Genomic DNA, 22,198 nt, shown 5'->3' on the forward strand with positions numbered 1-22,198 from the left:
TCCATGGAACTAAAGTATGATATACTTTAAAAAAGAGGGCATGTATCAGGCGTTTGAGATGAATGTCCCAAAGGGGAATGAAGGAGTGAAATGTGGATGTGGATGAAACTAAAGTGTCTTTTAGGAATAGACGCCGGGCTCCGGGATTTTGATGAAATTGAATGTTCCCTTCACCGGGATGTGGTGAACAGGAACTTCTTTTTTCATCTTTTTATCATTATATATGAACTGGTCATGCTGGTTTCCATTTCATTGCGTCCGGGCGGCCCCTTCTTGAAACCGAGGCGCACCGCTTATTTTCTCATGTATCTCATCCTGATCCTGGTCACATTGTGTGTGATGGCAGGGCAGGCCTGGGTTGACAGAAAGAAGGAGAACAGCCACCGTTATTATTTCTGGATTGAACACGCCTATTTGGTGTTTTTCAGCTTTTGGGGAATCGCCGTCACGCTGAATGACCAGCTGGGGGGGAATGGACTGACGGTCTATAACTATGTGATCCTGATCCTGGCCATCCTGTCCATGATGAAGCCGTGGAAGACGGCGCTGCTGTTTCTGGCGGATGTTCTGGTGTTTAATCTGCTTCTGCCATATTTTCCTGATCCCGCAGGGTTAAACCATACGTATAATAACCTGATGAACAGCCTGTTTCTCTCACTGGTGGCAATTGGGATCGCCACAAGCCTGTATAATTCCAGGATCCAGTCAAAGAAGGATGAGATCACCATCCGAAGGCAGTACCAGCAGATCGAGGCTGCCAATAAGATCTTAAGCAAAGAGGCGCTAACGGACGCGCTGACAGGCATCCAGAACAGAAACAGCTATAAAAAGGCGATACGGACATTAACGCAGCCGGATACCCTTTCACTTGCCTGTGTTTATATTGATGTAAACGGACTGCATGAGATCAACAACCATTTAGGGCACAAGGCAGGAGACGTCATGCTGAAAACAGTTGCGGCGATCCTTTTAAAGAATTTTGGCAGGGAATCCGTCTTCCGCATTGGGGGAGATGAGTTTGTAGTGCTCTGTAGGGATGTTCTGCATCAGACAGTGACGGAGAATTTGGAGGATGTCCGACAGGAGGTGGAGCGTGCGGGCTATTCTATTTCCGTGGGCCTTGAATGGAGGGAGGAGGGTCTGGATATCAATGAGATAATCCAGGCTGCGGAGACAGATATGCAGATGCGTAAAGAGGAATATTACTCCGCCCAGGGGGGTGAGCGCCAGCAGCGGTCATTGGACAGCCAGATGGAACGGGTAATCACTGAAAAAAGGGATGCGGAGCGTTTCCTGCGGGTTCTGGCACCTGTGTTTAAAGGCGTTTATTTTGTGAATCTGGAAACAGATACCCTGCGCCGGATCTTTATTCCGTCCTATTTTGAGAAAATGCTGGAGGAATCCAGGGACAGTTTCAGCAAGGCCCTGCTGATGTATGCCAACCGGATGGTGGAGCCGGAATACGTCCGTTTATTTGAACAGTTCTGCGATTATGGGAATCTGGAGATGATGCTGGACGGGGATGAGATACCTGGATTTATATATCAGAAAAGGGATGGAAGCCGGTTGAAACTCAGGGTTCTGAGATGCAACTCATATTTCAGCAGTTCCCAGGAAACATTGTGGATATTTTCCGATATGGAAGAAAGTTATTAGATTGAAAAACATACCATCAGTTGACAAGGGCCGGGCAAAATCATCCGCCCGGCCTATTTGTCAGATCCTAACCGCTGATTCCCTGCACCTCATCCACCGGCATGGAAAATGCGACCGCATGTTCCCCGGTCTCCTGCAGTACCGTCTCGCAGATCGCCTTGAGTATGGGCTGTTTTCCGGAAACAGGGGTAAGGATAAGGAGGATGGCCTTTTCCTGGGAAAGGGTCAGGCCGAAGAGCTTCTTTCCCTCATCGGTACCGATCTCCCTGGCTTTTACAAGGGTGCCACCGTGGCAGCCGGCCTTTCTGGCAGCCTCCATGACCGGTGTGGACAGATCCGTATTGATAACTGTGGCGATTAATTCGTAGTGTTTGCTGTCTGGCATAGATGTATCCTCCTTAGCACAAGCTGTGATCTGTGTCTGGGATGTATCCCAATCCTTTAGAAAATTGGAAGCAGCAATACTGATTCCTGAAAGCGGGATGGAAAATGCAATTCCATGTCCTGGCTTGTCAAACTCCATCTTGTGTTTTAGAGCCTCCATTGCCTGATGGGCATCGGTGCCGGTTGCGATTCCCAGAACCAGATCCTTTTCCGGTTCATCCAGTCCCAGGCAGTCCATGATGGCGGAGCTGGCAGTTCCGTGTCCCCTGACTGCCAGAAGGATTTCCAGGTGGTGTTCATGGAAAATGGATGCAGCCTTGTTGCCCTTGCCCCGGTCCACAATGGCGGCCATCCATCTGATACTATTCATGTTCATCGGAGTCCTCCTTTTCTAATTCGATAAATTCACTGTTCATATCAACGTAGGACAGCCGTGAATCGCTTTTTGCCCTTTTCGTCTTGATCTCATAGGATAAGCCGATAAATTGTATGATAATAAGGGGCGTCATGGCCACCATGGCCACAATGCCGAATGCATCTGTCAGGATATTCCCGCCCAGCGCTTCGCATGCGCCCATTGCAAAGGGGAGCAGGAAGGTTGCGGTCATGGGACCGGATGCAACACCGCCAGAGTCAAATGCAATGGAAGTAAAGACAGGAGGAACCACAAATGACAGCCCCAGGGCCAGAGCATAGCCGGGTAAGAGCAGGCTCATAAGAGGGAGTCCGGTCATGACCCGAAGCATGGATAATCCCAGGGAAAGAGCCATTCCAACGGACAGGCCTTTCATCATGGTTGCCTCGGATATGGTGCCGCCCGTCACCTCCGCAACCTGCTTGTTTAATACCTGCACGGCAGGTTCCGCCTTTACAATGTAAAAACCAATGAGCATGGCGATGGGGATCAGGACCCACTGGTAGGAAAGGGAAGCGATCTGCTTGCCCAGGTAACTGCCCGCGGGCATGAACCCTACGTTGACCCCTGTGAGGAACAGCGTCAGTCCAATATAAGAGTATAACATTCCCACCAGGATCTTCACAACCTGTCTTTTACGCATTTTTAAGAAAAAGATTTGGAAAATGATAAAGAATATCAGGATGGGGAACAGGGCGGTAAATACCTCCATGGCGTATTCGGGCAGCTCATTCTGAAAGGCCAGCCATAAATCCTGGGAATTGCTGATGGAGGGAATAACCGTTGGCTCATAGGTGCCTGAGGATGACTGGTAGATAAAACCCAGGATCATAACCGAAAGGATGGGACCGATGGAGCACAGGGCAACAAGGCCGAAGCTGTCACTGTCCTGATTTTTCCCCTGGCCGATGGAGGACAGACCCATGCCAAGAGCCATGATAAAGGGAACTGTTATGGGGCCGGTGGTCACGCCTCCGGAGTCAAATGCCACTGCAAGAAAGTCACCTGGAATATAGAAGGCCATGATGAACAGAATGAGATAGCAGACCATAAGAATATGGGACAGGCTCCATCCGAAAAGGGAGCGGAGGAATGCCAGGGCCAGAAACAGACCCACGCCTGCGGCTACGGTGAGGATCAGTACCATGTCAGGTACGGCCGGCGTCTGTCCTGCCAGGACCTGAAGGTCCGGTTCGGCAACGGTTACAATTGCGCCCATGATAATACATGCCAGTATGATGATTGGAAGTCGTTTCGCCTTGGCCAGCTGTGCCCCTACCTTTTCCCCGATGGGCATCATGGCCATATCTACCCCCAGTGTGAAAAATCCCATACCTATAATAAGGAAAGCGGCCCCTGCCAAAAACAGCATCAGCGGGTCCAGGGGAATGGGGGCAATGGTGATTCCAAGTATCAATACGATACAGGTAACGGGCAGCACAGATGATAGGGATTCTGTGATTTTTTCTTTGAGTTTCTGATTCAATAAGTTACCTCCTGTTGTCCGTTATTTTGTTTTAGGATATGCCTTATATAAAGCTTAGCATAGGGACAACGGTCAAAGCAAGTGAATGGGGCGTTAGAAAAATGTTAAGAAAAGATAAAGATTGAATGTGGGGAAAGGGCGTAGTATAATAAATCCATTGTAAAAAAGAAAATGGGAGAACCGGGACATGACATTTTATAATAAGGAAGGAATGCCGGCAGCGTATCTGGATAAGGACAGGGAGCACATCTACCTGTTTGACGGAACGCCAGCGGCCTATATTGTTGAAGGAGCTGTTTACAGTTTTGAAGGATTACAGTACGGTTGGTTTGACAGGGGATGGATCCGTGACCTGGAAGGTTACTGCGTCCTTTTCACAGATGAGGCGCGTATCGGAGGTCCGGCCAAACCTTCCAGACATGAGACGCCGGCCAAGTGGGCTAAGGCGGCTAAGCCCCACCGGCATGCCCGGACAGCCCGGTGCGCCAGAACCCCTTATAAAGCGGCCTGGTCAGAGATGACAGCAGCTGACTTTTTTCGCCTGTAGAGGTTGACACTGTCATGGAAATGTGCTAAATTATGCTTTAGTGCAAATACGCAGAAAGGGAATAGTAGATAACCCTATGGATACAGAGAGCCGGCGGCTGGTGTGAGCCGGTGACAGAAGGTTGTTGAACTGGCCCTGGAGTAGCCTGGCCCAAAGGAGATGTCCCATCGGGATCGGATCTCAGTAGGACAGGACGGAACCCTTACCGTTATAAGAGGAACAAGTGCATGCGTCAGAAGGCATGAACCAGAGTGGTACCGCGCGAGGACATTGGCTTTGCGTCTCTAGAGGATAGAGATGCAGGGCTTTTTTATATCATAGGAGATTTCTCTGGAGTTCCCTATGATATAAAAAACGCTCCGCCGGAACCGCACTGCGGGTAAGAAGTCCCGAATGTTATATGGTTCACCTGCCCTGAGATAACCAATGGAGGAATGAAATTATGGCAACACAGTACAATCACAGCGCGATTGAGAAAAAGTGGCGTGAAAACTGGGAGGAAAAGCCCATCAATGTCAATGATGGCAAGAAAGAAAAGTATTATTGTCTGGATATGTTCCCATATCCGTCAGGCAGCGGCCTTCATGTGGGCCACTGGAGGGGATATGTAATCTCCGATGTGTGGAGCAGATACCAGCTGTTAAAGGGAAAATATGTGATCCATCCCATGGGCTGGGACGCATTCGGCCTTCCTGCTGAGAACTACGCGATCAAGATGGGGGTTCATCCGGCTAAGTCCACGGAAGCCAACATTTCCAATATTAAAAAGCAGATCAAACAGATTGCCGCCATTTATGACTGGGATATGGAGGTCAACACCACGGACCCTGATTTCTACAAGTGGACCCAGTGGATCTTTGTACAGATGTTCAAAAATGGCCTGGCCTATGAGAAGGAGTTCCCTATTAACTGGTGTCCTTCCTGTAAGACCGGCCTTGCCAATGAGGAAGTGGTAAACGGCTGCTGCGAGCGCTGCGGCACTGCCGTGACCAAAAAGAACCTGCGCCAGTGGATGTTAAAGATTACTGCCTATGCAGAGCGCCTGTTAAATGACCTGGACAAGCTGGACTGGCCTGAGAAAGTTAAGAAGATGCAGACAGACTGGATTGGTAAATCCTATGGCGCAGAGGTGGATTTCCCCATTGATGGACGTGAGGAGAAGATCACGGTCTACACCACAAGACCGGACACCCTGTACGGCGCCACCTTTATGGTGCTTGCCCCTGAGCACGAGCTGGCCAAGAGCCTGGCCACGGATGAGACCAGGGAGGCGGTTGAACAGTATATTTTTGATTCCTCCATGCGCTCCAATGTAGACCGTATGCAGGCCAAGGATAAGACGGGCGTGTTTACAGGCAGCTATGCCATCAACCCGTTAAACGGCGCAAAGACACCCATCTGGCTGTCCGACTATGTACTTTCAGACTACGGCACGGGAGCCATCATGTGCGTGCCTGCCCATGACGACAGGGACTTTGAGTTTGCAAAGAAATTCGGCCTTCCCATTGTACAGGTTATTGCAAAGGACGGCGTTGAGATCGAAGATATGACCGAGGCGTACACGGAGGCAAGCGGCATCATGATCAATTCCGGTGACTGGAATGGCATGGAGTCAGCTGTCCTTAAAAAGGAAGCGCCCCATATGATCGAGGAAAAGGGATTCGGCCACAAGACGGTTAACTATAAGCTGCGCGACTGGGTATTTTCGCGCCAGCGCTACTGGGGAGAGCCCATCCCCATTATCCACTGCCCCAAGTGCGGCTGCGTGCCTGTGCCTGAGGAAGAGCTTCCCTTAAGGCTTCCCGAGGTGGAGAGCTATCAGCCTACCGGAACAGGAGAATCACCTCTGGCAGCCATTGACCAGTGGGTGAATACCACCTGCCCGGTTTGCGGGGCGCCTGCCAAACGTGAAACCAACACCATGCCCCAGTGGGCTGGTTCCTCCTGGTATTTCCTGCGCTATGTGGACAGCCATAATAAAGAGGAACTTGTATCCAGGGAAAAGGCAGACAAGTACCTGCCGGTTGATATGTATATCGGCGGTGTAGAGCATGCAGTGCTCCATCTGCTGTACTCGCGTTTTTACACAAAATTCCTGTGTGACATCGGGGCCATTGATTTTGACGAACCCTTTAAGAAGCTGTTTAACCAGGGCATGATCACGGGCAAAAACGGAATCAAGATGAGTAAGTCCAAAGGCAACGTGGTATCCCCTGACGATCTGGTAAGGGACTATGGCTGTGATTCCTTAAGGCTGTATGAATTGTTTGTGGGACCGCCTGAACTGGATGCAGAGTGGGACGACAGGGGGATCGAAGGCGTTTCCAGGTTCCTGAACCGATTCTGGAACCTTGTGATGGACAACAAAGACAAGGAGATAGAGGCCACCAGGGAAATGATCAAGCTGCGCCATAAACTGGTATACGATATTGAGTACCGCTTTAACCAGTTCAGCCTGAATACGGTTATCTCCGGTTTTATGGAATACAACAACAAGATGATCGATCTGGCAAAGAAGGAGGGCGGCATTGACAAGGAGACACTGAGGACATTTGTCATTCTCCTGGCACCCTTTGCTCCTCATATCGGAGAAGAACTGTGGCAGCAGCTGGGCGGCACGGACAGCGTATTCCATGCCCAGTGGCCGGAATGTGACGAGGAAGCCATGAAGGATGATGAGATTGAGGTGGCGGTCCAGGTAAATGGCAAGACCCGTTCCGTGATCCAACTGCCCGCCGACATTTCCAAAGAGGATGCGCTGGCAGCCGGCAGGGAAGCTGTTAAGGACAAGCTGGCCGGTAATATTGTAAAGGAAATCTACGTACCGGGCAAGATCATCAATATTGTCTGCAAATAAAAGCGGTCGCGGATTATGTAACAGAGATTGATAAAAGGAATGGCATGCCGTGTTGTCTGCGGCATGCCATTCCTTGTGCTGTCCTGTTCAACCGGTTCCCTGACCGGAAGCTGAAACCCAGGATCAGAATTTCAGTATCTTGTCCACGTCTGCTGTAAATACAGTGGCGCCTCCAACCTTGACGCCCTTTAATGTATCCACAAACATCTGACCGTTATATTCGGATACCTGGCGTTCCTCCACCCGTTCCGTACAGCTGTTCTTTATATATTCCAGAATTTCCTTTTCCCGTTCTTTTTCAATGCACACCATCAGTGTGATGTTCTTTTTGTTCAGATACAGTCCCTCGGTACAGAACTTGGTAGCCAGTATCCGGTGCCTGATGAATTCCCTGGAAAGCCGTTCGTAGTCAACTTCCTGAATGATGATGATCAATAACTGCATATGCGCGCCTCCTTTCAAGAAATCACCTGAAAATAGGATCCTTGAATGTAATGTTGGATTTATTATAGGCCGGTCTTAGGATATGTTCAAGTTAAATTTTATTAACAATTTTTTGGGTCGGAATCAGGTTCCTTACAAAGAGAATTGTAAGAAAAAAGAAATACCAATTATAACCGGTGCAGGTTATAATAGGAAAAGAAATTTTATGTTAAGAGAGATTCCATATGAAGAGGAGATTCCATATGAAACGATATAGAAGAATGGCGGTCCTGGCAATGGCGGTCCTGGCAGCGGCAGTCCCGGCAGCGGCGCCACCAGGGCAAACAGCCGGTACGGCGTATGCGGCAGTCCTGGTGCAGGGGGTGCAGGGCGCTGATAAGGGAGGAGGCCCCGGGATGGTGGAGATCAGCCGGGATACAAAGGCTCCGGCCGTGGTGGACGGTGTGATTCAGCCCCAGAATCTGGAAGCTGCCAGGGAGGCGGACCAGATGATCGTGGTGGTGGGCACCGGCGGGTGCAATGCAGATACTTACTATTACGCCAAGTCTGAAGATTCCTTTGAACTGGTGTGGAAAGAGGCATCCGTTGTGGGACGGGGAGGCATCACCTCGGATAAAGGGGAAGGGGATGGCAAGACCCCGTCCGGCACCTATGGTTTTACCATGGCCTTTGGCCTGAAGGAGGATCCCGGCAGCATGCTTCCCTATCATAAGGTGGTAAAGGGGGATTACTGGGTGGATGATCCCTCCAGCTCTTACTATAATCAGCTGGTGAATACATCCGTGACTTCCCGGTCCTGGAACTCGGCTGAGAATCTGGCGGCAGCCTCTCCCTACTATAATTATGCCCTTGCGCTGGACTATAATTCGGACCGTGTGCCGGGAAAGGGATCGGCTATTTTCCTTCACTGTTTTACCGCATCAGCGGATAATGGTTCTGCAGGCTGCATCCGGCTTCCTGAATCCAGGGCCAAGGAATTGGTGCAGACAGCCACGGAGAAGACCAGGATCGTGATCGCCGCTGATATAACTCAGCTGAAATGATAAACATATGATTCGGACACAGGGTCCGAATCATTGAGTTGGATCATTTGATATTTTCTAAGGCAGGGGGCGCCTGATCAGCGCGGCCCTGCCATTTTTTTTGACAACATTTTCAGCATATCCAGTTTCTTCTTTTCAGTAGAGGGCATGCCTGAACTTAAGATGGTTACAAGGAGAGCTGTCTCCTTGTCATTAAACTGGATCCCCTTTTGCCTGGCTTCCAGATTAATGGACATGAACGCCTCCATCAGCTTGTTTTTTTCCGTGTGTTCAATGCGGTCCGCAAATTCTGTGAGCAGGGCAAGCTTTTCCTTGCTCATGGATTTCAGGCGTGGATCTTTTTTCCAGTTTGCATCCATACTGTTATGTATCCTTTCTTAAATAAGATGTGATTACGACATGGCTTGGAACGCGGTCATCATCATTTCCATGGTCTCGAAACGGGACTGCTGTTCCGGTGTCAGGAACCTGCGCATCTGGTCCATGGGAGTCTGGCCGTCCATGAAATTCTGGGCCATATCGATCATATCCCGTTCCATGGGATTGCCGTAGGGCCGTATGGCTTTCAGAAGATCCCGCAAAGACCCGGTCCCTTCCGAACTTTCCAGGGAGCATATGCCCATGGAAGCCACTTCCTCGGTTTCAAAAAGTTCAACTGTCTTTCGCAGCTCCTGCGCCTTTACAAAAAGGGATATGGCTTTTTGTTCCTGCACGCCCAGGTAGGGGAGGGCAGCCTTTATCATCTGCAGATGGTGGTCCCCTATGAGATAATCCAAATCAGTAAGTTTATAGTCATCAGATGGGTTCATATCTTTCCACCGGCCTTTTCATTCTTTGCTTAAGTTTATGCAAAGGGACGGCAAACAATGCCACATATTTGAGTTGGGAAGTGATTGGATGCGCCAAAGCCTGGACACTGCATATATTAATAATATGGAAGGAGAGTGAGATCCATGTATAGCCGTTTAGTGATCGATGGAAACGCGGTTTATGAGATAGATGATGAATGTTTGAAAAGAAAGCAGGGCAGAAAAGGATATGGAGGCAAGAACCGGGGAACCGGCAATGCCTATGGATCTCCTGGTTCTGCAGGCTCTGAAAAATAGAAAAAACAGGGAGTGATGAAGCCACTCCCTGTTTTATTTGTCTTTTGTAGAGGATTCTCAGAGGTGGGAATTAGCAGCAGAAGCCGCCACCGCCGCCACCACAGCAGCACAGAAGCAGGATGATCCAAATAAAATCACAGCCGCTTCCACTTCCGCAACCACATCCACAACCGCCTCCGCAGTTGTTGTGGTCAAAGCATCCACCGCCGCCTCCGCCACAGCAGCACAGAATCAGGATGAGCCAGATCAGGTTGCACCCGTTTCCTCCTGTTCCACATCCACATCCACAGTCACAACCGCAGTTTGTTGCTGCTACATCACTCATGTTAGTTCCTCCATATAAAGTTTAATTACACTGTATCATATGAACCCCTGCTTGCTCATGTTTCCTGGTTTTCAAATATTTTTATAAAATTTTAAATGGTACAACCAGCCAATCTATAGTATAATCATGAAAGCATTAAAGAAAAGGGGCTTATAAGATGGATAAGAGCAGATTATATTACCAGACTCCCTATGTGAAGTCTTTTATGTGTACCATAGAACAGTGTGAGAAAAGCGGGAAAGGCACCTGGCTGGCTGTTCTCAATCAGACAGGCTTTTATCCCGAGGGAGGAGGACAGCCCTTTGACACAGGAACGCTGAACGGGGTTGCCGTGCTTTCCGTGCATGAAAGGGGGGATGTGATCATTCATGAGCTGGCAGCGCCCCTGGAACCGGGAACACTGGCAGAGGGCATCATTGACTGGCAGAAGCGGTATGACAACATGCAGCAGCACACAGGGGAGCACATCCTGTCCGGGCTGGTCCACAGGCGGTTTGGATATGATAATGTAGGGTTCCATATGGGGTCGGAGGAAGTGACCGTGGATTTTAACGGCCCCATCACTCCGGAACAGCTGGATCAGCTGGAGAATGAAGCCAACCAGGCAGTGTATGACAATGTCCCGGTAAAGGTTCTGTATCCTGACAAGGAGGAACTGGATTCCTTGGATTACAGAAGCAAGAAGGAACTGACCGGACTGGTGCGGATCGTGGAAATACCGGATGCGGATATGTGCGCCTGCTGCGGAACACATGTAGAAAATACAGGAGAAGTGGGCATCATTAAGATAAGGAGCATGATCCACTACAAAGGCGGCGTCCGCATTTTTCTGCTCTGCGGCCGCAGGGCCCTTCTGGATTACAGGGACAGGCTGAAGGATGAGACCAGGCTTTCCAACCTTCTCTCAGCCAGGCTTGACCTGGTGCCGGAGGCAGTGGAAAAGCTTAAGAACGATCTGCAGGACAGGGAAATGCTCATGGGCCGCCTGTATGGACAGATCTTTTCCCTCAGGACAGAGCAGTACCCGGAGAGAGAAGCGCCCTTGGCTTTATTTGAGGAGGGACTGAATATGGTGCAGATACGCCAGCTGTCCACCCTTTTATATGAGAGGAAAAGGGGAAGCATTGTAATGGTCTGCTCCCCCGGCAATGGAAATGAGGAATATCAGTATGCCCTGGGAAGCGGCTGCTGTGATATGCGTGCCCTGAGCAAGGCTATGAACCGGCGGCTGAACGGCCGGGGCGGCGGAAGCGCCCTCATGTCCCAGGGAACCTTTCGGGCGGACAGGCAGTCTGTGACAAAGGTGTTCCTGGAAGAGAGCGCCCTGTTAATGGAAACGGGCGCCCAGTGAAAATAAAGGATGATAATATGGAACTAAATCGGGATACAATTAAAAAAATCAGAGGACTGATCCTGTTCACCGTGGTCGTGGTGGTGGCAGGGGTCAATTACAGGCGGCTGTTTGATGTGGCGGCAGCTCTGTTTCACATTACATGGCCGTTTATACTGGGGGCAGCCATTGCATTTATCTTAAATGTGCCCATGCGCAACATAGAACGTCACATGACAATATTTGGAAAAAATAGTAAACTAAGACGCCCGCTGAGTCTGGTGATGACCATATTTCTGGTGGCGGGCATCCTGTTTCTGGTTACCTTTGTTGTGACGCCGCAGCTGGTCAAGACATTTTTAAACCTTCAGAGCAGCGTGCCTCTTTTCTTTGCAGGGGTGCAGGCCGAAGCTGAGCGTCTGTTTGCAAGCTACCCGCAGATGCTGGAATATTTAAACAATGTGGAGATCGACTGGCAGCAGATACTGCAGGACATGGTGGCATTTTTAAAAAGCGGTGCAGGCACCATGCTGAACACCACCTTTTCAGCGGCCATCTCCATTGTGAGCGGGGTATCCACCTTTTTGATCGGATTCATTTTTGCCATCTACATCCTTCTACAAAAGGAAACCCTGGGACGTCAGGTGAAAAAATTGCTGAACGCGTTCCTGCCTGAGGCTGTGACAAAACGGGTAGTGGAGATCACTGCCCTGACCGAGCGGACCTTTTCCAGTTTCCTGACCGGGCAGTGTGTGGAAGCAGTGATCCTGGGAACCATGTTCTTTATCGCGCTGAGCCTGCTGCGCCTTCCCTACGCGCTGCTGATCGGGGTGCTCATTGCATTTACAGCCCTGATCCCCATATTCGGTGCCTTTGTGGGGCTGGGAGTGGGAGTGTTCCTGATGCTGATGGTGGATCCCATGGACGCCCTTATTTTTACCATTACCTTTTTTGTGCTCCAGCAGATTGAAGGCAATCTGATCTATCCCTATGTGGTGGGCAATTCCGTTGGGCTTCCCTCTATCTGGGTGCTGGTGGCAGTGACCCTGGGCGGCAGCATGATGGGGATCGTGGGAATGCTCATATTCATCCCTCTGTGTTCCGTCCTATATGCCTTGTTAAGGGATGAGGTGAATGTGAGGGAGATACGTAAGAGGGAACGTGGGTATGGACAGGCCGGGCCTCAGACTGCCCGGGCCGAAACGCAGTCAGTCCTGGATTCGGGAAAACCTGGTGCCAAGGGGATGGCTCCACCCACGGGGACAGCCGGAAACGTGTCAGGAACCGGACGGAAGAAGAAATAAATAACAAAAACAGCCCGGACTTGCCATGAGTTCCGGGCTGTGCAGCTTACAGGAGGAAATCGAAATTTGCGGAGGCGGTTTTGATGGCTGCCATTTGCAGGTTTAAGGAGAACGCAGCATTATGCTTAAATATCATCTGATGGATGAAAGGGAAAAAGAGATCATTAGCAATTGGAAATACGAAGGCGAATACGGATTATATAATATGCCGCCATACCGGGAACAAAAAGAACAAAGGACCGCCTTCGGAAATCCGGAGAGGGTACAAAATTACTATACATACTGTGACGGGGACCGTTTGATCGGATTCACGAGCATTTTAGAGAAAGAAAAGGAAGTATCCATAGGAATAGGAATTGATCCAAAGATATGCGGACGGGGATATGGAGAGGAAATTCTTATGCTGGCCGCTGAAATTTCCCAAACACTCTATCCTGGTAAGCCGTTGTGCTTAGAAGTCAGGACATGGAACCAACGGGCGGTCCGCTGTTACGAAAAAGCAGGGTTTCAAATGGACGGAATGCCCTTTGAACAGTCAACGCCGATTGGAAAGGGAACATTTTATCGAATGGTTAAAGATGCCTTGGGTGAGAATTTAAGATCATGGCCCCGGGACAGGTAAAGCAGCATAAATGACAGACAGCCCGGAACTGTTCTCAAGTTCCGGGCTGTCTGGATCAAAACCTTATTCTCCCTGGTACATATATTTGATTAAACGTTCGATGTCCTCTTTTTCGTGTGCGATCAAGTCTAATTCTTTGATATATCCGTTGGAGAAGATTGTAGCCATTGACAGATACTGGGCCAGTTTTGACTTCAGGTTGATACGGTCGCCTTCCGGAGACACAAGTTCCACGGTTCCCTTGCACTGGTCTACCACTTCAAAAAACTTCTCTACATCAGTTATGTTCTGGATCTTCACGGCAATTCCTCCTGTTTGTAGTACTTTTCCAAATCTGGAAAAGCCTGGTTAATCTTTTAACATATATGATTATATCAAAATATCAACCCCTGCACAATTACAATATTAGATAAAAAAACTAGGATTGGCGGGCTTTTTTTATATCATCTAACAGCAGGGAGGACACTTTTAATCCGCCTCTGCCCCAGCCGATGGAGATATCCGGCTTATTGCTGCCGTGAAAGTCCGAGCCTCCTGTGGAAAGCAGCCCGTAAGCGGAAGCCATGGCCTGAAGTTTCATGCTTTCCAGGCGGTTGTGGGAGGAGTGGTATACTTCCAGCCCCTTCATGCCCATACCGGCCAGGAACGCGGTCAGTTCCTGCGTACCCTTGTCTCCCAGTTTGTACTGGAAGGGATGGGCCAGGGCCACAAATGCTCCTCCCGACAGCAGTGCATCCATAACCTCGCCGGGAGACAGATAAGCTTTGGAAGGACAATACCGCCCGTCATACTGAAGGTATTTTTTAAATACCTGGTCCATGGAGGAGGCAAGTCCCCGGGCCAGAAGCGCTCTGGCCACATGTGCCCTGGTTATGACCGTGTTGGGGTTGCCGGCGCACAGTTCCTCATTGGTAAGAATGATGCCGTCCGCAGCAAAACGCCGGAGCATTTCCCTGTTCCGTTCATCCCTGCGTTCGCGGAACTGTTCCAGGACGTGTTCCAGTGCGGGATCTTCCGGATGGACAAAGAATCCGAGGATATGGATCTCACGTCCCTGGTAGGAACTGGATACCTCGATGCCGGGGACGACCTCCACACCATATTGGACGCCGGCCCGGGATGCTTCGGCAATTCCGGCGGTGGTGTCGTGATCGGTCAGCGCAATTGCGTCCAGTCCGGTCCGGGCAGCCAGCCTGACCACCTCAGACGGTGAGAAGGTGCCGTCAGATGCGTTTGAATGAACGTGCAGATCCACAAATCCCATGGTAAAACCTCCAAATGTAACCAATTTTTAACATCTTGATAATACTTGCTTTATATATAGTAACATGAATTTCACAATAAGTAAAATTGGCGGAAAAAAAACAAAAAAGACGGTTCCATTTTACATAAAGTATGTTATACTACAATCTGTGAATATTTTGATGGACGGAAATGACAGGTGAATAAGATGAATCAATTAGAGAATAACCGAGAACGCAGAACCTCCAACCCTGGCAGAAGCCGGGGAAAGGTTAATAATAATAGAAGTACCGGAGGACACTCCGCTAGAAATACAGGCAGGAGCAGTTCAGGGGGCGGAAGTTCCCGCGGTTCATCCTCCTACCGCTCAGGACAGGCCGGCAGGATGAACGCGGCTCAGAATGCCAGGAGAAACAGTGCCCACAGAAGAAAGAAGGGACCTGATTATAAGAAGATAGCAGCCATTGGAGTGGTGCTCCTTGTTCTCATCACATGTATAGCCCTGGTGCTGAAGGCAAAGGGCAGGATGGGAAATCCGGATGAGACCAGCACGGCGGCTCCTACGGAAACCGAGATCACGAAGGAAGTAAAGGTGGACGGCATTACCATCACCGGCATGTCCAGGAACCAGGCGAGAAATGCGATCTTAAAAGAATATGCATGGAGCATGACGGTTACATACGGTGACAGCACCTATGATGTGACAGACCTGGTGGCTGAAAAAGTAGACGCACTTCTGGAAGAGATATATGGCGGGGAGCCGGAGGAAAGCTATACCCTTGATATGGATGGGATGGAAGATGCAGCCGCCAAGGAAGCAGCCGCCTGCGCAGCCAAGTGGGATAAGAAAGCAAAGAACGGCTCCATTGATTCCTTTGACAAGGAAAAAGGCGAATTTGTGTTTAAGGGAGAGGAGAACGGATTCTCCATTAACCAGGAACAGCTGGCACAGGATATTGTCCAGGCAATGAAGGATAAGAAGTTTGATGCTGCCATCAAGGCCACGGGGAGTGAGACCACACCTGATATCAGTGCCGCTGCGGCAAAGGAAAAATATAAGACCATTAGTACATTTACCACTAAGACAACGGCCAATAAGAACCGCAACACCAACATCAGGCTGGCGGCGGAAGCCCTGAACGGGACCGTAGTCCATCCGGGGGAGGAGTTTTCATTTAACAGCGCAGTGGGACAAAGAACAGAGGCAAAGGGCTATAAAGGGGCCGCTGCCTATAATAACGGGGAAGTAGTCCAGGAGATCGGCGGCGGCGTGTGCCAGGTTTCCACCACACTGTACAATGCGGTATACCGCTCCGGACTTGGGGAGGAGAGCATTTCCTTCAGGCGCTCCCATACCTTTGAACCCAACTACATTACACCGGGACAGGATGCAACCGTGAGCTGGGAACAGCCGGATTTCCGGTTTAAGAACACCACCAGCACATCCATTGGCATCAGGGCCAGTTATGGGGACCAGAAGATGACGGTTTCCATTTATGGCATCCCCATTCTGGAGGATGGAATGAAGCTGGACCTGGAGTCCAAAAAAGTGGAGGACCTGGATCCGCCGGCCCCCACCTACCAGGAGGACCAGACACTCCAGCCGGGGGTGGAGGTTCAAAAGAGCGCCGGTACCATGGGCAGCCGCTGGGAGACGTACAAGGTGATCTACAAGGACGGCAAGGAAGTGTCCAGGGAACTGGACCACAAGACCACATACAAAGGGCATGCTCCCGTTATCCTGCGCAACACCACCGGCGTGGTGCTTGCACCTGAGGAGACCACTCCGCCGGCAGATACAGCGATCCCAACCGTGGACGGAATGCCTGACGGATATGTTCCAGGCGACAATGCTGTTGTACCGCCCGCTGAGAGCACGCCGCAGGAGAACGGACCGGGAGTGGATCCCACCGCGGCACCTACGGCGGCGCCGACCACAGCACCCTCATCCCCGGCACCATCCGCGCCAGGGACAGAGAGCAGCGGTTCCGCCGGACCGGGAGGCGACAATGCGGTGATCGTTGCTCCCCTGAAACAGGAATAATTTAAAATTTAACAAATAGTGTCTATGAGAAAGAGGAACCGTATTTTTGGTTCCTTTTTCTTTGGTTCGGCGCCCAAATAAGTGGAGGGGAATAAACAATTTATGAAAAAGAAAATGAAATCAAAAGAAAGTGATTCCCGAATCCTTGAGCACGGGCTCGAAGCCATTAGAACGGATCCGCAAGAAGAACATCTCCTGTTCGGAAATCAGAGATGGAGGGGCCCGAGAACCCGGATGAGAAGGACGGGGCCGCTTTCAGCCTGTTGGAAAGCCTGATTTATTCCTCCCCCCAGCTGTCATTAAGACAGCTTATAGAAGGATCATGCCGAGTATTGACACGCAAACAGCAGCCCTTTCTTTTTTGTGGGAGTTTATAATTTTTTAATGATATATATTGTATTTTTTGGAGTAATTGCGATTAAGCATTTGCAATTTGTTAAATAATTGCTATAATAGTAGACAGGTCAGTCTGCATAGGGTTTTATGCCCCGGAGGCGGACTCACATGTATACCATTACATATACATATTCACTATTTGTAGGAGGAAATCAAAATGGCAAGAAAAATGAAAACCATGGATGGTAACCACGCAGCGGCTCATGCTTCCTATGCATTTACCGATGTTGCGGCTATTTTCCCAATTACCCCATCCTCACCTATGGCAGAAGCCACAGATGAATGGGCCACAGACGGAAGAACCAATATCTTCGGTCGTGAAGTGCAGATTACAGAGATGCAGTCTGAGGCTGGTGCAGCAGGTTCTGTACATGGCGCTCTGGCAGCAGGTGCGCTGACAACTACCTACACAGCGTCACAGGGTCTGTTGTTGATGATACCAAACCTTTACAAAATTGCTGGTGAGCAGCTTCCAGGCGTGATTCAGGTTTCCGCCCGTGCACTTGCAACCCATGCATTATCTATTTTCGGTGACCACTCCGATGTTTACGCATGTCGTCAGACAGGCTGTGCTATGCTGTGCGAGTCCAGTGTACAGGAAGTTATGGACCTGACTGTAGTAGCCCATATGGCAGCTATCAAGGGCAAAGTTCCTTTTATCAACTTCTTTGACGGTTTCCGTACATCCCACGAGATCCAGAAGATCGAGACCTGGGATTATGATGAACTGAAGGATATGGTTGATATGGATGCCATTGACGAGTTCCGTAAGAATGCCCTGAATCCAAACCATCCCTGCCAGAGAGGATCTGCCCAGAACCCCGACATCTTCTTCCAGGCAAGAGAGGCCTGCAACCCATATTATGATGCGTTACCTGCAATCGTTCAGGAGTACATGGACAAGGTTAATGCTAAGATCGGTACAGACTATAAGCTGTTCAACTACTATGGCGCTCCGGATGCTGAGCGTGTGATCATCTCCATGGGTTCTGTTAATGATACCATTGAAGAGACCATTGATTACATGGCTAAGCAGGGACAGAAAGTCGGCGTTGTTAAGGTTCGTCTGTACAGGCCATTCTGTGCACAGGCACTGATCGATGCAATCCCTGATACCGTTAAGGTTATCTCCGTATTAGACAGAACAAAAGAGCCAGGCGCTTTAGGCGAGCCTCTGTACCTGGATGTTGTTGCTGCTCTTAAGGGAACTAAGTTTGATCAGGTTAAGATCCTTACAGGCCGTTACGGCTTAGGTTCCAAGGATACCACACCTGCTCAGATCGTTGCCGTATATGAGAACACCACCAAGTCTCCATTTACCGTTGGTATTGTGGATGATGTGACCAATCTGTCACTGGAACTGGGCGCACCTCTTGTAACCACTCCGGAAGGAACCACCAACTGTAAGTTCTGGGGTCTGGGTGCTGACGGTACCGTAGGTGCAAACAAGAACTCCATCAAGATCATTGGTGATAATACAGACATGTATGCACAGGCATACTTTGACTATGACTCCAAGAAGTCAGGCGGCGTAACCATGTCCCACCTGCGTTTTGGACATACTCCTATTAAGTCTACCTACCTGATCCGCAAGGCTGACTTCGTTGCCTGCCACAATCCTGCCTATGTACGCAAGTACAACATGGTTCAGGAGCTGGTTGACGGCGGTACATTCCTTTTGAACTGCCCATGGGATAAGGAAGGCCTTGAGAAGCATCTGCCAGGCCAGGTTAAGAAGTTCATTGCTGATCACAACATCAACTTCTACACCATCGATGGTGTTAAGATCGGTATTGAGACAGGCATGGGACCAACACGTATCAACACCATTCTTCAGTCCGCATTCTTTGAACTGACAGGTATCATTCCTGCAGAGAAGGCAAACGAGCTGATGAAGGCTGCTGCAAAGGCAACCTACGGACGTAAGGGCGAAGATGTGGTTATGAAGAACTGGGCAGCTATCGATGCAGGCGCTAAGGGCGTTCACAAGGTAGAGGTTCCGGAGAGCTGGAAGAATTGTGAAGACGAAGGTCTTGACTATGCAGTTGTAAGCCATGGAAGAAAGGATGTAGTTGATTTCGTTAACAATATCCAGTCCAAGGTTAACGCTCAGGAAGGCAACAACCTGCCTGTATCCGCATTTGTAGATTATTCAGATGGTTCCACACCATCCGGTTCTTCTGCATATGAGAAGCGCGGTATTGCAGTTAAGGTTCCTACATGGGTTCCTGAGAACTGTATCCAGTGTAACTTCTGTTCCTATGTATGTCCTCATGCAGTAATCCGTCCGGTTGCCATGACTGCTGATGAAGCAGCTAAGGCTCCTGCAGATATGAAGATGAAGGATATGACTGGTATGCCAGGCTACAAGTTTGCCATGACCATCTCTCCGTTAGACTGTACCGGTTGCGGTTCCTGTGCTAATGTGTGTCCTGGTATGAAGGGCAACAAAGCTCTGGAGATGAAGAGCCTGGAAGAGAACCTGGGCGAGGCAGCAGCATTTGACTTTGGTCAGTCCCTGCCGGTTAAGGAAGAAGTTCTTGCCAAGTTCAAAGAGAACACTGTTAAGGGCAGCCAGTTTAAGCAGCCTCTGCTTGAATTCTCAGGTGCTTGTGCAGGATGTGGCGAGACTCCTTATGCAAAACTGATCACCCAGCTGTTCGGTGACAGAATGTACATTGCCAACGCAACAGGATGCTCCTCTATCTGGGGCAACTCCTCACCATCTACTCCTTACACTGTTAACTCCAGAGGCCAGGGTCCTGCATGGGACAACTCCCTGTTCGAGGATAACGCTGAGTTTGGTTACGGTATGTTACTGGCTCAGAACGCGATCAGAGACGGCTTAAAGGCTAAGGTTGAGGAAGTAATGGCAAGTGAGCAGGCTTCTGATGAAGTTAAGGCTGCATGCAAGGAATACCTGGATACATTTGGTATTGGTGCTCTCAACGGCTCTGCTTCTGATAAGCTGGTTGCAGCTCTGGACGGCATTGACTGCCCAACCTGCAAAGACATTGTAAAGAATAAAGATTTCCTGGCTAAGAAGTCCCAGTGGGTATTCGGTGGTGACGGATGGGCTTACGATATCGGCTTCGGCGGTGTAGACCACGTGCTGGCATCCGGTAAGGACATCAACATCATGGTTTATGATACTGAGGTTTACTCCAATACAGGCGGTCAGTCCTCCAAGGCAACCAAGACAGGTGCTGTTGCACAGTTCGCTGCCGGCGGTAAGGACACCAAGAAGAAGGATCTGGCTGGTATTGCCATGAGCTACGGTTATGTATACGTTGCACAGATCTGTATGGGCGCTGATATGGCTCAGACTGTTAAGGCAATTGCCGAGGCAGAGGCTTATCCGGGACCATCCCTGATCATTGCTTATGCTCCATGTATCAACCATGGTATTAAGAAGGGTATGGACAAGGCTCAGACAGAGGAGAAGCTGGCTGTAGAGTGCGGTTACTGGAATAACTTCCGTTACAACCCAGCAGCTGAGAAGAAATTCTCCCTGGATTCCAAGCCACCTAAGATGGACAATTATCAGGAATTCCTGAAGGGTGAGGTTCGTTACCTGTCCCTGACCATGAAGAATCCTGAGAGAGCAGCTGAGCTGTTCGCACGAAACGAGGCAGAGGCTAAGGAGCGTTACGCTTACTTAGAGAAGCTGGTTACATTATATGGTAATGACTAATCCTGATAGTGAATAGTTAATTCTATAAAACAGGGCCCCGGAGAGCATATTGCTCTCTGGGGTTTTGTATATTCTGTTTCCAAAAGGGGATAATACTGGAAGAAATAAAGATTGACAGAGAGGATGTGTCATACCAGTATGTTAGAAGAGAGAGCCATGGTTCATTTTCTAAACCGTTTTACCGATTATCCCTTTTTATTGAAATGGGAAGGACACGAGGACCGGATCGGTCATGGAAACCCTATATTTGCAGTTAATATCCGGGACAATATTCCGGTAAAGGAATTGACGGACAGTACGTCCCTGGCACTGGGGGAGGCTTATATGAAAGGGAGGCTGGAGGTGGAAGGCGACCTGTATGAGGCGCTGGACCATTTTCTGGGACAGATGGATAAATTTTCAGTCAACCAGACTCGGCTGAAAAAGCTGCTCCATCCCTCCAATTCCAAGAAGAACCAGCAGGCGGAGGTTTCATCCCATTATGATATTGGAAATGATTTCTACAGGCTGTGGCTGGACGAAACCATGAATTATTCCTGCGCCTATTTCAAGACGGAAAAAGATACATTGTACCAGGCACAGGTGAACAAGACTGATTACATTTTGAAGAAGCTGTCACTGGAAAAAGGAATGAGTCTTTTGGACGTGGGATGCGGATGGGGCTTTCTTTTGATCCGTGCAGCCAAGGAATATGGCATCCATGGAACCGGTATTACCCTGAGCAGGGAACAGTATGAAGGTTTTACAAACCGCATTAAGGAGGAAGGGCTGGAAGAACTGTTAACCGTAAAGCTGATGGATTACAGGGATCTTCCTTCAAGCGGCATGAAGTTTGACCGTATAGTCAGCGTAGGCATGGTGGAACATGTGGGGCGGGAAAACTACGGAAGATTTCTGGACTGTATGGATAAGGTCCTGAAGCCGGGAGGTGTCTTTCTCCTTCACTTTATCAGCAGCCAGAAGGAACATGCAGGTGATCCGTGGATCAAAAAGTATATATTTCCCGGAGGCGTTATTCCCAGCCTGAGAGAGATTATTTCCCTGATGGCAGAGCATGATTTCCACATCCTGGATGTGGAAAACCTGAGGAATCACTATAACAGGACATTGCTGTGCTGGGAGAAGAATTTTAAAGAACACCAGGATGAGATAAGGGAAATGTTTGACGAGGAGTTTGTGCGCATGTGGGACCTGTATCTGTGCTCCTGTGCGGCTACCTTTCATAATGGGGTGATCGACCTGCATCAGGTGCTGGTGAGTAAGGGCGTGAACAACAGCCTGCCTATGGTGAGGTGGTATTAGG

At 49.6% G+C, this 22,198-nt stretch carries 19 protein-coding genes and 1 other annotated feature; of the genes, 11 read left to right on the forward strand and 8 right to left on the reverse strand.

Annotation, left to right across the window (positions count from 1 at the left end):
* Positions 1-96 precede the first annotated feature (96 nt).
* Positions 97-1,656, forward strand: a complete 1,560-nt coding sequence (locus CLFS41_RS12790; RefSeq protein ID WP_045092489.1) for a GGDEF domain-containing protein — start codon at positions 97-99, stop codon at positions 1,654-1,656.
* A gap of 67 nt (positions 1,657-1,723) precedes the next feature.
* Here CLFS41_RS12790 and CLFS41_RS12795 read toward each other — a convergent pair whose 3' ends face one another.
* Positions 1,724-2,410, reverse strand: a complete 687-nt coding sequence (locus CLFS41_RS12795; RefSeq protein ID WP_227161178.1) for a hypothetical protein — start codon at positions 2,408-2,410, stop codon at positions 1,724-1,726.
* Entirely contained in the window at positions 2,403-3,941 is a 1,539-nt protein-coding gene (locus tag CLFS41_RS12800; RefSeq protein WP_045092490.1) for a DUF1538 domain-containing protein, read from the reverse strand. The genes CLFS41_RS12795 and CLFS41_RS12800 overlap by 8 nt, the downstream gene beginning before the upstream one ends.
* Before the next feature lie 187 nt (positions 3,942-4,128).
* Here CLFS41_RS12800 and CLFS41_RS12805 point away from each other — a divergent pair, with 187 nt between their 5' ends.
* Both CLFS41_RS12805 and leuS read left to right on the forward strand, forming a co-directional pair.
* Entirely contained in the window at positions 4,129-4,488 is a 360-nt protein-coding gene (locus CLFS41_RS12805) for a 4-fold beta flower protein (protein ID WP_045092491.1), read from the forward strand.
* Positions 4,489-4,530: 42 nt separating this feature from the next.
* Positions 4,531-4,777 (forward strand) — a binding site (T-box leader).
* Positions 4,778-4,930: 153 nt separating this feature from the next.
* The gene (gene leuS / locus CLFS41_RS12810; protein ID WP_045092492.1) at positions 4,931-7,345 is read left to right on the forward strand and encodes a leucine--tRNA ligase; all 2,415 of its coding nucleotides are present in this window, start codon (positions 4,931-4,933) and stop codon (positions 7,343-7,345) included.
* Positions 7,346-7,468: 123 nt separating this feature from the next.
* Here the strand turns inward: leuS and CLFS41_RS12815 are convergent, their stop codons facing one another.
* Entirely contained in the window at positions 7,469-7,789 is a 321-nt protein-coding gene (locus CLFS41_RS12815; protein WP_007858589.1) for a cyclic-di-AMP receptor, read from the reverse strand.
* Positions 7,790-8,031: 242 nt separating this feature from the next.
* Here CLFS41_RS12815 and CLFS41_RS12820 point away from each other — a divergent pair, with 242 nt between their 5' ends.
* Complete coding sequence (locus CLFS41_RS12820) at positions 8,032-8,832, forward strand: L,D-transpeptidase family protein (RefSeq protein WP_082082577.1); 801 nt, start codon at positions 8,032-8,034, stop codon at positions 8,830-8,832.
* 77 nt (positions 8,833-8,909) lie between these two features.
* On the opposite strand, the gene CLFS41_RS12825 is transcribed toward CLFS41_RS12820, so the two are convergent.
* Positions 8,910-9,191 (reverse strand): hypothetical protein, encoded by a 282-nt coding sequence (locus CLFS41_RS12825; protein ID WP_007858587.1) that lies wholly within the window; start codon positions 9,189-9,191, stop codon positions 8,910-8,912.
* 33 nt (positions 9,192-9,224) lie between these two features.
* Positions 9,225-9,641: a hypothetical protein gene (locus tag CLFS41_RS12830; protein ID WP_007858586.1), complete on the reverse strand. Its 417-nt coding sequence runs from the start codon at positions 9,639-9,641 to the stop codon at positions 9,225-9,227.
* Positions 9,642-9,785: 144 nt separating this feature from the next.
* Between CLFS41_RS12830 and CLFS41_RS30425 the strand changes: the two genes are divergently transcribed.
* The gene (locus tag CLFS41_RS30425) at positions 9,786-9,938 is read left to right on the forward strand and encodes a hypothetical protein (protein ID WP_007858585.1); all 153 of its coding nucleotides are present in this window, start codon (positions 9,786-9,788) and stop codon (positions 9,936-9,938) included.
* Positions 9,939-10,008: 70 nt separating this feature from the next.
* Here the strand turns inward: CLFS41_RS30425 and CLFS41_RS12835 are convergent, their stop codons facing one another.
* Positions 10,009-10,263 (reverse strand): hypothetical protein, encoded by a 255-nt coding sequence (locus CLFS41_RS12835; protein ID WP_007858582.1) that lies wholly within the window; start codon positions 10,261-10,263, stop codon positions 10,009-10,011.
* Between the two features lie 157 nt (positions 10,264-10,420).
* On the opposite strand from CLFS41_RS12835, the gene CLFS41_RS12840 reads away from it, so the two are divergent.
* The 3 genes from CLFS41_RS12840 to CLFS41_RS12850 all read left to right on the forward strand — a co-directional run bounded on the left by CLFS41_RS12840 (position 10,421) and on the right by CLFS41_RS12850 (position 13,519).
* The gene (locus tag CLFS41_RS12840; RefSeq protein ID WP_045092494.1) at positions 10,421-11,614 is read left to right on the forward strand and encodes an alanyl-tRNA editing protein; all 1,194 of its coding nucleotides are present in this window, start codon (positions 10,421-10,423) and stop codon (positions 11,612-11,614) included.
* Between the two features lie 17 nt (positions 11,615-11,631).
* Positions 11,632-12,897 (forward strand): AI-2E family transporter, encoded by a 1,266-nt coding sequence (locus CLFS41_RS12845; RefSeq protein WP_045092663.1) that lies wholly within the window; start codon positions 11,632-11,634, stop codon positions 12,895-12,897.
* 121 nt (positions 12,898-13,018) lie between these two features.
* Complete coding sequence (locus CLFS41_RS12850; protein ID WP_007858576.1) at positions 13,019-13,519, forward strand: GNAT family N-acetyltransferase; 501 nt, start codon at positions 13,019-13,021, stop codon at positions 13,517-13,519.
* A 63-nt stretch (positions 13,520-13,582) separates the two neighbouring features.
* Here the strand turns inward: CLFS41_RS12850 and CLFS41_RS12855 are convergent, their stop codons facing one another.
* Entirely contained in the window at positions 13,583-13,819 is a 237-nt protein-coding gene (locus CLFS41_RS12855) for a hypothetical protein (RefSeq protein ID WP_007858574.1), read from the reverse strand.
* A 118-nt stretch (positions 13,820-13,937) separates the two neighbouring features.
* On the reverse strand, positions 13,938-14,783 hold the full coding sequence (locus CLFS41_RS12860) for a PHP domain-containing protein (protein ID WP_045092495.1): 846 nt from the start codon (positions 14,781-14,783) through the stop codon (positions 13,938-13,940).
* Between the two features lie 186 nt (positions 14,784-14,969).
* Between CLFS41_RS12860 and CLFS41_RS12865 the strand changes: the two genes are divergently transcribed.
* From CLFS41_RS12865 to CLFS41_RS12875, 3 genes are all read left to right on the forward strand, one after another.
* Positions 14,970-16,805 (forward strand): VanW family protein, encoded by a 1,836-nt coding sequence (locus CLFS41_RS12865; protein WP_045092496.1) that lies wholly within the window; start codon positions 14,970-14,972, stop codon positions 16,803-16,805.
* Between the two features lie 553 nt (positions 16,806-17,358).
* A complete protein-coding gene (nifJ, locus tag CLFS41_RS12870) occupies positions 17,359-20,895 on the forward strand; it encodes a pyruvate:ferredoxin (flavodoxin) oxidoreductase (RefSeq protein ID WP_007858569.1) in 3,537 nt (1,178 codons plus the stop codon).
* Between the two features lie 123 nt (positions 20,896-21,018).
* Positions 21,019-22,197: a cyclopropane-fatty-acyl-phospholipid synthase family protein gene (locus CLFS41_RS12875; protein ID WP_045092497.1), complete on the forward strand. Its 1,179-nt coding sequence runs from the start codon at positions 21,019-21,021 to the stop codon at positions 22,195-22,197.
* Position 22,198: the final 1 nt, after the last annotated feature.

Source organism: Clostridium sp. FS41 (assembly GCF_000954015.1).
In the GTDB taxonomy this organism is placed as follows: Bacteria; Bacillota; Clostridia; order Lachnospirales; family Lachnospiraceae; genus Enterocloster; species Enterocloster citroniae.